The organism is Paraburkholderia tagetis, assembly GCF_022213065.1.
Taxonomy (GTDB): Bacteria; Pseudomonadota; Gammaproteobacteria; order Burkholderiales; family Burkholderiaceae; genus Paraburkholderia; species Paraburkholderia tagetis.
This window is the reverse complement of the sequence record NZ_JAKLJA010000031.1, coordinates 20,564-34,901: the sequence shown is the minus strand read 5'-3', so window position 1 is coordinate 34,901 and position 14,338 is coordinate 20,564. Positions and strand designations below refer to the sequence as shown.

Annotated in this window: 13 protein-coding genes; 11 read left to right on the top strand and 2 right to left on the bottom strand. The window is 64.2% G+C overall.

Annotated features, from left to right (window positions below):
* Positions 1 to 11 precede the first annotated feature (11 nt).
* Positions 12 to 725, bottom strand: a complete 714-nt coding sequence (locus L5014_RS27680; RefSeq protein ID WP_238466989.1) for a GntR family transcriptional regulator — start codon at positions 723 to 725, stop codon at positions 12 to 14.
* 202 nt (positions 726 to 927) lie between these two features.
* Positions 928 to 2,361 carry an ammonium transporter family protein gene (locus L5014_RS27675; protein WP_238466988.1) on the bottom strand — a complete coding sequence of 478 codons (1,434 nt, stop codon included), beginning with the start codon at positions 2,359 to 2,361 and terminating at the stop codon, positions 928 to 930.
* A 464-nt stretch (positions 2,362 to 2,825) separates the two neighbouring features.
* Between L5014_RS27675 and L5014_RS27670 the strand changes: the two genes are divergently transcribed.
* From L5014_RS27670 to L5014_RS27620, 11 genes are read left to right on the top strand one after another with little or no spacing between them, the layout of a single operon-like run.
* On the top strand, positions 2,826 to 4,691 hold the full coding sequence (locus L5014_RS27670; RefSeq protein WP_238466987.1) for a PEP-utilizing enzyme: 1,866 nt from the start codon (positions 2,826 to 2,828) through the stop codon (positions 4,689 to 4,691).
* Positions 4,684 to 5,787: a PEP/pyruvate-binding domain-containing protein gene (locus tag L5014_RS27665; RefSeq protein ID WP_238466986.1), complete on the top strand. Its 1,104-nt coding sequence runs from the start codon at positions 4,684 to 4,686 to the stop codon at positions 5,785 to 5,787. Before L5014_RS27670 ends, L5014_RS27665 begins: the two co-directional genes overlap by 8 nt.
* The gene (locus L5014_RS27660) at positions 5,784 to 6,698 is read left to right on the top strand and encodes an FAD binding domain-containing protein (RefSeq protein WP_238466985.1); all 915 of its coding nucleotides are present in this window, start codon (positions 5,784 to 5,786) and stop codon (positions 6,696 to 6,698) included. The genes L5014_RS27665 and L5014_RS27660 overlap by 4 nt, the downstream gene beginning before the upstream one ends.
* Complete coding sequence (locus tag L5014_RS27655) at positions 6,695 to 7,342, top strand: SRPBCC family protein (RefSeq protein ID WP_238466984.1); 648 nt, start codon at positions 6,695 to 6,697, stop codon at positions 7,340 to 7,342. Before L5014_RS27660 ends, L5014_RS27655 begins: the two co-directional genes overlap by 4 nt.
* Positions 7,343 to 7,353: 11 nt before the next feature.
* On the top strand, positions 7,354 to 7,869 hold the full coding sequence (locus L5014_RS38855; protein ID WP_238466983.1) for a (2Fe-2S)-binding protein: 516 nt from the start codon (positions 7,354 to 7,356) through the stop codon (positions 7,867 to 7,869).
* Between the two features lie 5 nt (positions 7,870 to 7,874).
* A complete protein-coding gene (locus tag L5014_RS27645) occupies positions 7,875 to 10,286 on the top strand; it encodes a xanthine dehydrogenase family protein molybdopterin-binding subunit (protein ID WP_420800153.1) in 2,412 nt (803 codons plus the stop codon).
* On the top strand, positions 10,283 to 10,945 hold the full coding sequence (locus L5014_RS27640; protein ID WP_238466981.1) for a hypothetical protein: 663 nt from the start codon (positions 10,283 to 10,285) through the stop codon (positions 10,943 to 10,945). The genes L5014_RS27645 and L5014_RS27640 overlap by 4 nt, the downstream gene beginning before the upstream one ends.
* A gap of 22 nt (positions 10,946 to 10,967) precedes the next feature.
* On the top strand, positions 10,968 to 11,792 hold the full coding sequence (locus L5014_RS27635) for an alpha/beta fold hydrolase (RefSeq protein ID WP_238466980.1): 825 nt from the start codon (positions 10,968 to 10,970) through the stop codon (positions 11,790 to 11,792).
* A 16-nt stretch (positions 11,793 to 11,808) separates the two neighbouring features.
* Positions 11,809 to 12,588 carry a maleate cis-trans isomerase family protein gene (locus tag L5014_RS27630; RefSeq protein ID WP_274389539.1) on the top strand — a complete coding sequence of 260 codons (780 nt, stop codon included), beginning with the start codon at positions 11,809 to 11,811 and terminating at the stop codon, positions 12,586 to 12,588.
* 19 nt (positions 12,589 to 12,607) lie between these two features.
* Entirely contained in the window at positions 12,608 to 13,231 is a 624-nt protein-coding gene (locus L5014_RS27625; protein WP_238466979.1) for an N-carbamoylsarcosine amidohydrolase, read from the top strand.
* A gap of 49 nt (positions 13,232 to 13,280) precedes the next feature.
* A complete protein-coding gene (locus L5014_RS27620; RefSeq protein ID WP_238466978.1) occupies positions 13,281 to 14,333 on the top strand; it encodes a 2,5-dihydroxypyridine 5,6-dioxygenase NicX family protein in 1,053 nt (350 codons plus the stop codon).
* Positions 14,334 to 14,338 lie beyond the last annotated feature (5 nt).

The window sequence follows — 14,338 nt, the reverse complement described above, 5'->3', positions numbered from 1 at the left end:
TATGTTACGAGCTAAAGGCCACTAGCGAGATGCTGCATCGCAAGCTCACTGGATTTGCTAACGTGTTCACTCATCAGCCACTTTGCAAGCGCATAGTCGCCAGTCGCGATGGCGTTGAAAATCGACTCGTGCTGCGTTTGGGCTTGCGCCAGTTGCTGAGCCGTATAGGCATAGCGCGACCGATGGGTAATCGTCACCGCTAACACTTGACGCGTGATGGTCATCAGCATCTGGCTGCCCGACGCCGCGCAGATAGCCTCATGGAATTCTAGGTCCGCCTGGGCCTGGGCGATGCACGAGGCATCGGCGTTCAGTTGTTGGTAGCGTCCTAGTGCCTGGCGAATGTCCTCGATCTTTTGCGCGTCACCCTTTTTTGCGGCGCACTCCGCCGTGAATCCTTCCAGCATGCCGCGCAGCGTATAAATGTTGCGGATGTCTTCGGCGGAGAAATGTGCGACGCTGCCGCTGCGGTTGTGGTTCAGCGTCACGAGCCCTTCGCCTTGCAGCACGAAAAGCGCCTCGCGCACCGGCGTGCGGCTCACGTTCAATTCCTGCGCGAGTACTCGCTCGCGTATCGGCATGCCTTGCTGCAGCACGCCTGAGAGAATTGCCTTGCGGATGACATAGGCCAGGTTCTCGCTCAGCCGTTTAGAAGACGCATTGACGCTGGATTGCTGAACGGCTTCGAACTCGGCATACAGGTCCTTGAAGTAATCATCCTGCATAGACGGCCACGGTGTTCTGAAATGGGTTCGCAAGCTTAGCACTTTCTATTTTGCGCGCCGAGTCGGGCTGTCCCTTGTGCGTCGCGGGCGACGTGTCGCACTCTAATCGCAGCCGGTAACGCTCTGCATGGCGGCGACCACGGTCGATGCAGCGGCCTAGCGAATCGTCGGCCGGCAGAACCTCCAGCCGACGTGCGTCGTTTCAGATTGCCGGCGCCTGATGATCGGGTCTCAGGTCGTCGGATTGACGCGTCAGCGCGGTCGCGCTCGAGGGTGCGCGGAATGCCGGCGGCTGAAGATCGTCGCCTTGGCAGTGCGTTTCCCATTGTGTCATGTCCAGACCGATCAGTTCCGCATCGCTCGAGACACGCAGCGCGCCCAGCTTTTCGAGTACGAGGCACAGCAGCCAGGCTGGTACGCCCGAGACCAGCACCGTCGCCAAGACGCCGGCAAGCTGCCACCATGGCGTGATCTGCGCGTGACCGGGCGCAAACTCGCCCGATAGCCCCGGAAAACCGCCCGTCGCCGTGCCCCAATGTGTGAAGCCGACCAGAAGCGCGCCTGCGATGCCGGGTCCGAGCGCGAGCGGCACGACTTTCGGCTCGTCGATGTGGAGCCGCCGCAGAAGTTTCGCTGTCGCGAGCGCTACGAACGGCCCGATGGCGCCGAAGAGAAGGCTTTCGAGTGGCGTGCCGATATCGAACAGCGTGCTTCCCATCACCGTGCCCGCGACAGGACCGAGGAACACCCAGCGCGGATCGCGCAGACGATAGCCGATCGACGCGCCGGCGACGCCTCCCGCGAGCATCGCCGCGAACAGGTTGATGAGGATCAGCCCGAGCCCGGTGCGCGTGAACGAGATGCCGAAGACGCCTTCGCCCGGGATGATGAAGGTCGAGCCGACCGCGACGAAGGGCAGTGCGAACAGGATCATGAGCACGCCGGCGGCGACGAGGCCGAGATTGCCTGGCGTCGGCGCGACGCTTTGCGGGTCTTTCGCGAATGCGCCGCGACGTGGCCCGAGTCGCCATGCCAGGACGAGCGCCCAGGTGCCCGCGAAGATATAGAGCGGAAAGCAGCCCTCGAAGTCATGCACGCCACGGCGCGTAAGCGGCGAGAGCGGCCCCCAGCAGAGATAACCCACGAGCGGTGAGAGCACCACGCCGACGAAGAAGCTCATCACGTACAGCGCGCGGTTCTTGATGCGCTCGATGGCAGCGCTATGGATCAGGGCCATCGTCGCCATGGTGAACGTGACGAAGAAGACCACGAACACCTGCAGCACGTCGACTTCGGGAATCAGCTTGGGGTCGATATACACCGACGCGCTGCTCATCGCCGCGCCGCCGGCCCACCAGCCACGCAACGCGGCAGCGAGCGGGTCTGGCGCGCCGAAAGCCTGTTCGAACTGCACATCCCATATGGCGTAGCCGAAGAGTAGTGTGCTCGCGCCGCCGATCATCACGGCGGTCATCTTTTGCGCCCAGGTGTCGAGCACGTTGCGCGCGCGTGCGAGCCCGGAGTCGATGAAACCGACACCGAGCACGACCAGGAGCACGCTGACGGCGCCCACCAGATATACGAAGGTCAGCAGTATGTCGTTGGTCGACACCTGCTCGTGGAAGAGTTTCAACACGGCTTCCTGCTCCTTTTGGGGACTGCGTTGGGGGACATCCAGCGCGAGCGCGCCGGCGTTTGGCTCGGACTGCGAACCCGTCTGCATGACGTCCGGGCAAACAAATCATGCGTCGAAAATAAAAAATGGCATACCATTTTTAAACGAGAACGGGCGACGCCCGTGCGACGCGACGCATCCCTGGCAGTAACCACCGACCCGTTCTGGCGGAAATGGCGACATCCTACAAGAGGTTAGCAGAGGATGAAGGCGTCGCGGGCAGATCGTATATCGGTTTCGCGCAGTGAGAGATTCGGGTAAGCCCGTGTGTTGCGGCTTTTTTGATCGTATACCATTTGTTCGTCGCTCAGCCAATTAAGCCATCGCCTAAAAGGCGTCGGAAACGCGGCGAGCGCAAGGTCAAGCAGCGCCCCGGTCGCAACGACCGTCCCTAACGCACGGAATCACGAAGAGGAAGCCGCACGATGGAAAAGGAACCGCCAGCATCGTCCCCGCCGAAACGTCAGTTCCAGAGCCCGTTCGCCGTACCGACTCCGGAGGGAGCGGAGGGCTGGCAGGAACTCTATCCGTACTACGCGCACATCAGCCCTGAGCGCCGCGAGATGGAAGAGGCCAAGCTCTGGTACTTCGATGGCATGCACAACCCCGAGCCGCTTTATCCGTTCGACACGATCATGACGGAAAACTGGTGGGTCGCCGCAAGTCAGATGACGACGCGCGTATGGCCGATACCGCTCGCGCTGGGCATCGATCAGCGCATCATCAACGGCTATCTGTACGTAAGCCCGAACTCGATCGACGATCCGGCGGAAATCGCGGCGCGCTCCGAGCAGTTCAGCGTGCGCGCAGGGCACTACTACGAGAACTGGGACGCGATCTACGCCGAATGGATCGACAAGGCGAAAAATTGCATCGAACGTCTGAAGGCGATTGAATTCAAGCCGCTGCCGGCGCTCGAACCCGAACAGAAGGTCTTCTCGCATCACGGGATGTACTCGTCGCACGAGCTGCTTTCTTCGTATAACAGGCTCGTCGAGAACCTGTTCGAGATGGGCTCGTACCACTTCGAGATGCTCAATCTCGGCTACGGCGCTTATCTGACGTTCCGCGAGTTCTGTCAGGATGCTTTTCCCGGCATCACGGACCGAACCATCACCGACATGGTCTCGGGCATCGACATCCTCCTGTTCCGTCCAGACGACGAACTGCGCCGCCTCGCGGAACTCGCGACGGAACTGGACCTGGGCAACGTGATCCTCGAAAGCGGCGACCACGAAAAGGCCTTCGCCGCGCTCGGGCAGACGCAGAATGGCCGGCGCTGGCTGGACGCCTACGAGCAGGCGAAAGAACCGTGGTTCTGGTTCTCGACTGGCATCGGCTATACGCACTCGGACCCGGTGTGGATCAGCGATCCGCGGCTGCCGTTCGTCGCGCTGTGCGGGTACATCGAGGCGCTGCATCGCGGAGAAGACATTCGGCGACCGCTCGACGAAATTCTTGAAACGCGCAAGCGCGTGACCGCCGAGTACCGCGAACTGCTGCCCACCGAAGACGACCGCGAAGCGTTCGACGGCCTCGTCGAACTGGCGCGCAAGGTCTATCCGTATGTGGAGGACCACAACTTCTACGTCGAGCACTGGCATCACTCGCTGTTCTGGTCGAAGGTGCGCGAGCTGGGCGATGTGTTCGTCGCGCACAACTTCTTCGACGACCGTGAAGACATCTTCTATCTGCACCGTCACGAGATCTACGACGCGCTGTACGACCTGCTGATCGGATGGGCCGTTTCGACGCCGGCGCGCGGCGAAGTCTACTGGCGTCCGATCGTGGAGAAGCGCAAGCGTATTCGCAACGCCCTCTGCAAGTGGTCCCCGCCGCCCGCGCTCGGCGTGCCGCCCGAAGCGATCACGGAGCCGCTCACGATCATGCTCTGGGGCATCACGCAGGAAACGATCGAGGAATGGCTGGGCGTCGATCCGGAGACCGTCGGCAGCGAGCTGCGCGGCGTCGCCGCGTCGGCGGGGAAGGTGACGGGACGCGCACGCGTCCTCATGGAGTCGTCGCAACTCTATGACGTACAGGAAGGCGAAATCCTCGTCTGCCGCATCACCGCGCCGAGCTGGGCGCCCGTGTTTCAGCGCGTGGCGGCAGCGGTCTCGGATGTGGGCGGCATGATGGCGCACACCGCGATCATCTCCCGCGAATACGGCCTGCCGGCGGTGGTCGGCACCGGCTTCGCGACAGTTTCCATCCGCACGGGCGACCTGATCGAGGTCGACGGCTTCAACGGCGTCGTGCGAATCATTGAAAAGGGCAGCGAACATGAATAACGCACCGTTCATTCTGTGGCTGGACGACCCCGCCGCTTCCGGCAGCCCGCTACTCGGCGGCAAGTTCGCCAATCTCGCGCAGATGACCACCGCAGGCTTTGCGGTGCCGCCCGGCTTCGGCGTCACGACGAGCGCCTATCGCTATTTCATGACGGCCAACGGTCTCGCCGAAGAAGCGCGCCGCGTCTGCCAGATGTGCTCGGCGCTCACGCTTCCTGAGATCAGAAACGCGACCGCGCATCTACTGGAACGCATCGCGAACGCGCCGATGCCCGCGGACCTGGAAGCGCAGATCCGCGGAAGCTACGCGCAACTCGAAGCGAAGACGGGCGTGAGTGCGCTGCCCGTCGCCGTGCGTTCCAGCGGCGAATCCGAAGACCTGGCGGGCGCGAGCTTCGCGGGCCAGTACGACACGTTCCTGTGGATCTGCGGCGCGGATTCCGTGCTCGAACACATCCGCGCGTGCTGGTCGGGCATGTTCGGCGAAGCGGTGCTGTCGTATCGTGTGGACGGCGAGACGGTCATCGCAAAGGGTGATTACGGCATGTGCGTCGGCATTCAGCAGATGGTCGAGGCGCGCGCGGCCGGCGTGATGTTCACGCTCAATCCGCTGAACGGCGACCGCTCCAAGATCGTGATGGAAGGGTGCTGGGGTCTGGGCGAAGGCGTCGTGAAGGGCGACATCACGCCGGCGCAATTCGTGGTGGACAAGGTCACGCTCGAAATCGTCGATCGCAAGTGGACGCCGCAGACCGAGGAGTATCGCTTCGTCCCCGAACGCGGGACCGTGGATATCATGCCGATCGCCCCCGAACGCACGAACGCGGTTTGCCTGGAAGCCTCGCACGTGCGCGAGCTGGCGACTCTCGCGAAGCACATCGAGCGCACGCGTGGCGCGCCGCAAGACATCGAATGGGCGATTTCAGAGCAAGGCGACGTGCGCGTGCTGCAGGTGCGCCCGGAGACGGTGTGGAGCCGCAAGGCGGCATCCAGCCTTGTCGCGAAAGCGCGCTCGCCGGTGGGACATGTGCTCGCGCGGCTCTCGGGCACGCGCGTGACCAGGCAGGCGGCGGTCGCGGAGGAAGGCAAATCTTGAAAGCTGCCGACTTCGTTTATCTGCGGGCGGAGACGGTCGAGGAAGCCGTCGCGCATCTTGCCGATTACGGCGGCGACGCGCGCATCATCGCGGGCGGCCAGAGCCTGATGCCGATGCTCAACATGCGGCTCTGGCGCCTGTCGGCGCTGATCGACGTGAACCGCGTGCCGGGCCTCGACGCACTTCATTCGCGCGGCGACGAGACGGTCGCGGGTGCGATGGTGCGCCACGCAACGCTGGAGACTTCGCCCGTGGCGGCAGAGCGCCTGCCGCTTCTCGCGCATATGATCCGCTTCGTCGGCGATCGTCAGGTGCGCAATCGCGGCACGCTAGGCGGCAGTCTGGTGCAGGCGGACCCAACGGGCGAGATGCCGCTCGGCTGCCTCGTGCTGGGCGCGAGAGCGGTCGCGCATGGCTCCGGCGGCGCGCGTGAGATTGCCATCGATTCGTTTTACGAAGGTTCGTATGCCACTGCGCTCGAATACGACGAGATGCTGACGGAGATCGTGTTTCCGAAGCACCCGCCGCACTTCGCGTTCACCGAATTCTCGCGTCGCCATGGCGATTTCTGCGTGCTGTCGGTCGCCGCCGTCGGCGAGCGCGCGCCGGATGGCCGCTGGCGTGGCGTGCGCATCGGCCTTGGCGGCGTCGCGGACACGCCGGTGCTGGCGCTTGAAGCGGCCGCGCTCGTCGAAGGAACGCGCCTCACGGACGACGACATCGCGGAGGCATCGCAAGCCGCGCTCAGCGCCACCGATCCCGCGAGCGACATCCGCGCGAGCGCCGAGTACCGCGCCCATCTGGTGCCGGTGTATGTGCGGCGCGCGCTGCAACAGCTGCGCGCTCATGCGCAAGGGAGCGAGCACGCGAGCGGCAACGGACCCGGCACTACTGGAGGAAGGCATACGTGAAATACGAGCAAGCGTTCGTCGTCGCGCAGGACGTCGCGACGGTCTGGAATTTTTTCGAGCAGTTCGAGCAGGTCGCGCAGTGCATGCCGGGAATGCAGAAAGTGGAGATCGCGGATGCCGACAACGTCACCGTGACGCTCACGCAGCGTCTCGGACCCATGGCGGCGACCTTCGAAGCGAAGGTGCAGATCACCGAGCGCGTGGCGCGCGAGCGCATCGCTTTCGCATCGACGGGCAAGGCGGTGCGCGGCGCGATCGGCAATTTTCGCAGCACGAATCAGGTTTCCCTCGCGGCCGAGGGCGCGCAAACGCGCGTGACCGTGGTGGGAGACGTGGCGCTCGGCGGCGCGCTCGGCAGCGTCGGGCAGAAGGTCATCGCCAAACAGGCGGAAAAGGTCACGACCGAGTTTTCGAAGAATCTGGAGCGCGTGTTGTCCGGCGACGCGACAGCGCCCGCGCGAGCCGCCGATGCGTCGCCCGGCAAGCCGTGCCGCGAGCCAGTGCGCGAGGCAGCGCCGGTCGCGACAGTCTCCGCCGGCGCGATGCCGTCGGCCTTGCGCATGGACCCGTGGCCGCGCATTTCGGCCATGTTGAGCGCGGCCGCGCTGGTCGTGAGCCTGATCGTGCTGTGGCATGTGGCCTAAGGAGAACGCGAGTGGAGTACAACGAAATCGAAATCAACGCATGCGTGAACGGTGAAGACGTTCGCGCTCACGCGCCCTGCCGCATGCATGCCGCGGACTTCTTGCGCCAGCGGCTCGGGCGGACCGGGACGCATGTCGGCTGCGAGCAGGGCAAGTGCGGTATGTGCACGATCCAGGTGGACGGCGTGGCCGTCAAGTCGTGCCTGATGCTCGCCGCGCAATTGGACGGCTCGGACGTCAGGACAGTCGAATCGCTCGCTGCCGGCGACGAATTGAGCGAACTGCAACAGGCGTTCAAGCGTCATCACGCGTTGCAATGCGGGTTTTGCACCCCCGGCTTTCTGATGCTCGCGACGACGCTTGCCGCGCGCGGCGCGGTGTTGTCGCGCGAACAGATACGCGCGGAGATCAGCGGCGTGCTGTGTCGCTGCACGGGTTATGAAGGCATCGTGCGCGCCATCGACGACTATCTGCATTCGTGCGTGGTAGGGAGGCACGAGCCGGCGACAAGCGGGGCGGCGCGATGAACGACATGACCGAGGCGCTGCGTCGTCAGCGCGACGAAGAAGACCACAGGCAGGCGTCGTTTCGCGTGATCGGCAGAAGCATGCCGCGCAAGGAGGACGAACGCCTGTTGCGCGGCGACGGCCGCTTCGCCGACGACGTGCAGTACGCACACCAACTCGAAATGGCCGTTGGCCGCTGTCCGTTCCCGCATGCGCGCATTCGTTCGATCGATGTCTCGCAGGCGCTGAAACTCGACGGCGTGAAGCATGTGCTCACCGGCGCCGAAGTGAAGGCGCTCAGCGATCCGCTGACCGTGTTGCGCCCGGTGCCGGGCGCGCCGAGCTTGCCTTACTACGCGCTCGTGCAAGACGTCGCCACCCACGAGGGACAGGCGGTGGTCAGCGTCGTTGCGACGAGCCGCGCCATCGCCGAAGACGCACTGGAACTCATCGACATCGATTACGAGCCGCTGCCGCACGTGAGCGACGCGCTCGATGCGCTCGCGCCCGAAGCGCCCGTGCTGCATCCCGGAGTGATGAATTCGAACCTGATGACGGCCAACGTGAACCGTGCGGGCGACGCACAAGCGCGCATGGAGGAAGCGCACGTTGTCGTCGAAGGGCGCATGCGCAGCGGCCGCGTGTCGGCGCTGCCCATGGAACCGCGCGGCATCGTCGCGGTGTGGCGGGCCGGCGCGCGAGAACTGACCGTGCACATGTCGACGCAAGTGCCGCACCTCGTGCGCAAGCAGCTTGCCGAGTCGCTGCGCATCGACGAGAGCTGCATTCGGGTAACGGCCTCGGATGTAGGCGGCGGCTTCGGCATGAAGCTAGGCGCCTTTCCGGAAGACGTGCTCGCCTGTTTGCACGCCATGGCGCTCAAGCGGCCGGTTAAGTGGATCGAGGACCGCATGGAGCATTTCCGCGCGAGCACGCACGGACGGGAATCGGTTCACGACTATCGCCTCGCCGCCGATGCCAACGGCCGCTTCATCGCGATGACGAACCACTACACGACCGACATCGGCGGATGGAACTCGCCGTTCGGCTCGGCGCAGTTGTCCAGCGTCGTGTTCACGGGCCCGTACAAGATCGCGGATGCGCTCGTCGAACGGCGCGTCGCGCTGACGAACAAGACGCCGGTCGGCGCGTATCGCGGCTATGGCCAGCCCGAAGTGAACTTCGCGCTGGAAGTGCTCGTCGATCGGCTCGCGCGCAAGCTGAAGCGCGATCCGGTCGAACTGCGCGCGCTCAACATGCTGCGTCCCGAAGACTTGCCGTGGACGACGCCGAGCGGCGCGGTCTACGACAGCGGCGACTATCTGAAAACGCTCTATATGGCCGCCGAGGCAGTCGGTTATGACGTGCATCGCGACAAGCCGCGCACGCCACGCGACGATGGCCGCATCGTCGGGATCGGCTTTGCCTCGTTCGTCGAACGCACGGGCTATGCGAGCGCGCGCTTTCTCGCGCATCGCGGCTCGCAGTTCGGCGCACACGAAAGCGTTACGCTGCGCGCGAACCGATCCGGTGGCATAGACGTGTACACGGGCGTGTCGTCGATCGGCCAGAGCAGCGAAACCGCGTTCGCGCAACTGTGCGCTGAAGTACTCGGCGTGGACTACGACATCGTGCGCGTGCATACCGGCGACACGTCCGCGTCTCCCTTGAACACGGGCTCGTTCGCCTCGCGCACTCTCATCGCGGCGGCGGGCGCGTTGCGCGAGGCTACGGTTCCCTTCCGCAACAAGACGCTCAGCGTGGGCGCGCACGCACTCGGCATCGCGCTGGACGACGCGATCATCGTCGAACGCGAAGTTCGTCATCGCGACGACCCTGAAGTGCGCATGCCGCTCGCACAGGTCTTCGCGCGAGCGATCACGGGGCAGGGCATTCCCGCCGACGAAGCGCCGGGCTTGGAGACGACTTCGTTCTTCGAGCCGCCGGACGCCGCCTTTTCGTTCGGCACGGCGGCCGCGGCGGTCGCCGTGGACCCGGAAACGGGCGAATTCAACGTCGAACGCTTCGTGATGGTTCACGACTGCGGCGTGGCGGTCAATCCGATGATCGTGGAGGGCCAGGTGCGCGGCGCGCTCGTGCAGGGGCTCGGCGCGGCGCTCGGCGAGGAACTGCGTTATGACCGCGAGACCGGCCAGCTCGTGAGCGGCTCGATGCTCGATTACTTCGTGCCGATGGCCGCCGACGTGCCGCCGATCGACCTGCTGCACACCGAAGTGCCGTCGCCCGTGACGACCTTCGGCGTGCGTGGCGTCGGCGAGGTAGGCACCATTCCGCCGGGCGCAGCGATCGCCAACGCCATCTGCGATGCATTGCAGGATTACGGCGTCGAACTGTCCGAGCTGCCCATTACGCCCGAGTCGGTGTGGCGCGAGCTCGCAGCCGGCGCGTCCGTCAACCACGAAAAGGGGAACCGATGACACCGGTTATCGAGGGACGCTATGCGGACCCGGCCATGAGCCCGCTCGAACTCGACGCGACGCGCTGGCTCGACGGCTTCTATCAGCTCGAACATCTCTTCAACACGCGCATGTGGGCAATCGAGTTGTCGAACAAGGCGGCATCGCCGGAACTGCGCTTCGCGGCCATCACGCACGATGCCGAACGTTTCTTTCCTGGCGGCCCGACCGACACGCCGGAGAATGGCTTCGACAATCCCGACTATCTGTTCGCCCATTCGATCCGCTCGGCGGACATCGTCGAAGCCTGGCTGCGCGAGCGCGCCGATGTCGTCGATGCGGGCTTCATCAAGCGAGTGCGCGTGCTGATTCTCAGGCATGAGATAGGCGGCGGCGCGGAGGCTGATATTCTCCAGGCCGCCGATTCGCTGTCGTTCCTCGAAGTCTTCGACTGGCTCACGGTCGACTGGGTACGGCGCGGCATCTACAGCGTCGAGCGTGCGCGCGAGAAACTGCGCTACAGCCTCGAACGCATTCGACCGCCGCTTGCCGTGAAGATCGCTCTGCCGCTCTACGAACAGGCCGTGAAGACGCTGGAGATGGCCGATCGCATCGACATGGACCTGGCATGGCGGCGCAAGGTGGCAGGCGACCGACGCTTTCAGCTCGGTCTCGCATAACGCACGCTCGGGAGATTCGTTCTTGGAAAGCAACTTTGTGTATGGCGCGAACGTGCGCGCCAACGGCATCCGTCAGCACTATCTGCGGTATTCGCGCAACGGCAGCCAGGCGCAGCCGATGATTCTCGTGCCGGGCATCACGAGCCCGGCGATCACCTGGGGCTTCGTCGCCGAGCGGCTCGCGCGGCATTTCGACGTGTACGTGCTCGACGTGCGCGGGCGCGGGCTGTCCGAAACGGGCGATGCGCTCGACTATGGCATCGACACCTGTGCTGCCGATATCACCGCGTTCGCCGCTGCACTGTCGCTCAATCGCCACGTGCTGGCAGGCCACTCGATGGGCGCGCGCTTCGCCATTCGCGTCGCTGCGCGCGGAGCGCGCGGCGATCGCAGCATCGACAAGCTCGTGCTGATCGATCCGCCGGTTTCGGGGCCGGGCCGTCGGCCGTACCCGGCGAAGCTGCCCTGGTACGTCGATTCCATGCGCGAATGCCGCGAAGGCGCGGGCGTGGATGCCATGCGCAAGTACTGTCCCACGTGGACCGACGAGCAATTGCGTCTGCGCGCCGAATGGCTGCATACGTGTCATGAAAAAGCCGTGATCGACACCTTCAACGGTTTTCACGAGGACGACATCCATGCCGACCTGCCAAGCCTCGACGTGCCCACGCTCCTGATCGCGGCCGGCAAGGGCGACGTCATCCTTCCGGCGGACGAGGAGGAGATTGCGCGGCTGAACGGGTCGATCCAGACCGTGCGAGTGGCAGGAGCGGGACACATGATTCCGTGGGACGACTACGAAGGATTCTTCGCCGCATTCGGGTCTTTCCTCGGTGCGCCTCTATAAACCATTAGGAATACGAATGATTCAGACTCATTTCCGCATCGGCCAGATCGTGCCGAGTTCCAACACCACGATGGAAACCGAGATTCCCGCGATGCTGCGCGCTCGCGAGGCCATTCGCCCCGAACGTTTCACGTTTCACTCGAGCCGCATGCGCATGCACAAGGTCGTGCGCGAGGAACTCGAAACGATGAACCGTCAAGGGCTGCGCTGCGCCGCCGAACTCGCGGATGCGCGCGTCGACGTGATGAGCACGGCGTGTCTCGTCGCCATCATGGCGATGCGGCCCGGCTATCACAGAGAAGTCGAGCAGGAATTGCAGCAGGTCGCTCGCGAGAACGGTTGCGACGCAAGGGTCATGACATCGGCAGGCGCGCTGATCGAAGGCTTGCAGATTCTCGGCGCGAAGCGCGTTGCGTTGCTTGCCCCGTACATGCGGCCGCTGACGGAACTAGTCGTGCAGTACATCGAGAACGAGGGCATCGAAGTGGCCGACTGGCGCTGCTTCGAAATCCCCGACAACCTCGAAGTGGGACGGCGCGATCCGCTACGTCTCGCGGAAGACGTGACCGCGCTGAACACGGCGGGCGTCGATGCGGTCGTGCTATCGGCGTGCGTGCAGATGCCTTCTTTCCCCGCGATACAGACGGTGGAAGACCGGCTCGGCGTTCCGGTCGTTTCCACGGCGGTCTGCACCACGCGCCGCATGCTCGATCATCTCGGGCTCGAAGCAGTCGTCCCGAACGCCGGCGCGCTGCTGAGCGGGCGTTATCCGCTGCCCTCGCAGCTCACGCGCTGAAGAAGAAGGAACCTCACCCATGTCACAGGACGCCGCAAGCAACTACAGAGGTGTGTGGGATACGCGCATCGGTTTTGGCGTGAAGAGCGCGCTCCTGCTCGTCGATTTCATGAAAGGCTACACGACCGAGGGTGCGCCGCTTTATGCGCTGGGCGTCGTCTCCGCCGTCTGCCACGCGAAGGACATGCTTACCGCTGCGCGCGAGGCCAACATTCCCCTTGTGCATACGAATATCCGCTACGGCGCGGACTTTGTCGACGGAGGTATCTGGATCAAGAAGGCGCCTGTCATGAGGGCGATGGTGGAAGGCCATCCGCATGCCGAATTCTGCGACGAGGTTGCGCCGCTTCCCAGCGAACTCGTCATCAGCAAGCAGTATCCGAGCGCCTTCTTCGGCACGACGCTCGGGAGCACCTTGCATGCGCAGGGCGTGGATACGATCGTGCTCGCGGGCTGCTCCACGAGCGGGTGTATTCGCGCGACGGCTGTCGATGCCGTCCAGCACGGCTTCCGCGTGATGGTCGTGCGAGAGGCGGTAGGCGATCGTCACGACGGTCCGCACGAAGCGAACCTGTTCGATATCGACAGCAAGTACGGCGATGTCATCGCGAAGGCCGAGTTTCTTGCGCACCTGGCGCGATGATCGAACTCATCGAATCATTCACCGTTGAAGTCATCGAAGGACGAAACCCATGCCAGTCGGCGATACGCAACTGACGCAGATGTTCGAGCACGTGCTCACGCTCTCGAAGGTCGATGCGACGCAAAGCGTCGCTGTTTTGAAAAGCCACTATTCCAATCCGCGCATCGTCAGGGCGGCCATGGACGCGGCACAGAGGCTCGGCGCGCAGGTCTACGGCGTCGAGTTGCCCGCGGTGCACGACCCGCGCGCCGCCAGCAACGACCTCACGGCGATCGTCGGCAAGACGCCGCTGACCGGCAACGCGGCAGCGAAGGAAGCGTTGATGGCCGCCGACCTCGTCGTGGATACGATGATGCTTCTGCATTCGCCGGAGCAGGGCGAGATTTTGGCGTCCGGCACGCGCATGCTGCTGGCGGTCGAGCCTCCCGAAACGCTTGCGCGCATGTTGCCCGCCGAAGAGGACAAGGCGCGCGTCAACGCGGCGGCGCAAATGTTGAAGGCGGCTTCGTCGCTTCGGGTGACGTCGAAGGCGGGCACCGATTTCTCGGCACGACTCGGCCAGTTCCCCGTCATGACCGAATACGGCTTCGCGGACGAGCCAGGGCGCTGGGATCACTGGCCGAGCGGCTTTCTGTTCTCTTGGCCCAACGAAGGCAGCGCGGAGGGCACGATCGTGCTCGACGTCGGCGACATCCTGTTGCCGTTCAAGCGTTATGTCGAATCGCGCGTGACGCTGGAGATCGTGGAAGGCTATATTCGAAAAATCCACGGCGGCTTCGATGCGGATTATCTGCGAACATACATGGACCAGTTCGACGACCCCGAGGTCCATGCGCTATCGCATCTTGGCTGGGGCTTGCAGCCCCGCGCGCAATGGACCGCGCTCGGACTGAACGACAAGGACGCCTCCATCGGCATGGACGCCCGTGCGTTCGAAGGCAATTTCCTCTTTTCGACCGGATCGAATACCGAGGTGGGCGGACTGCGCAACACGCCTTGTCACATGGATATTCCGATGCGCCATTGCACTGTGTCGCTCGACGGCAGACCTGTCGTCATCGATGGCAAGACCGTCGATATACCAGCCGCCAACAACGCGTAGAGGGA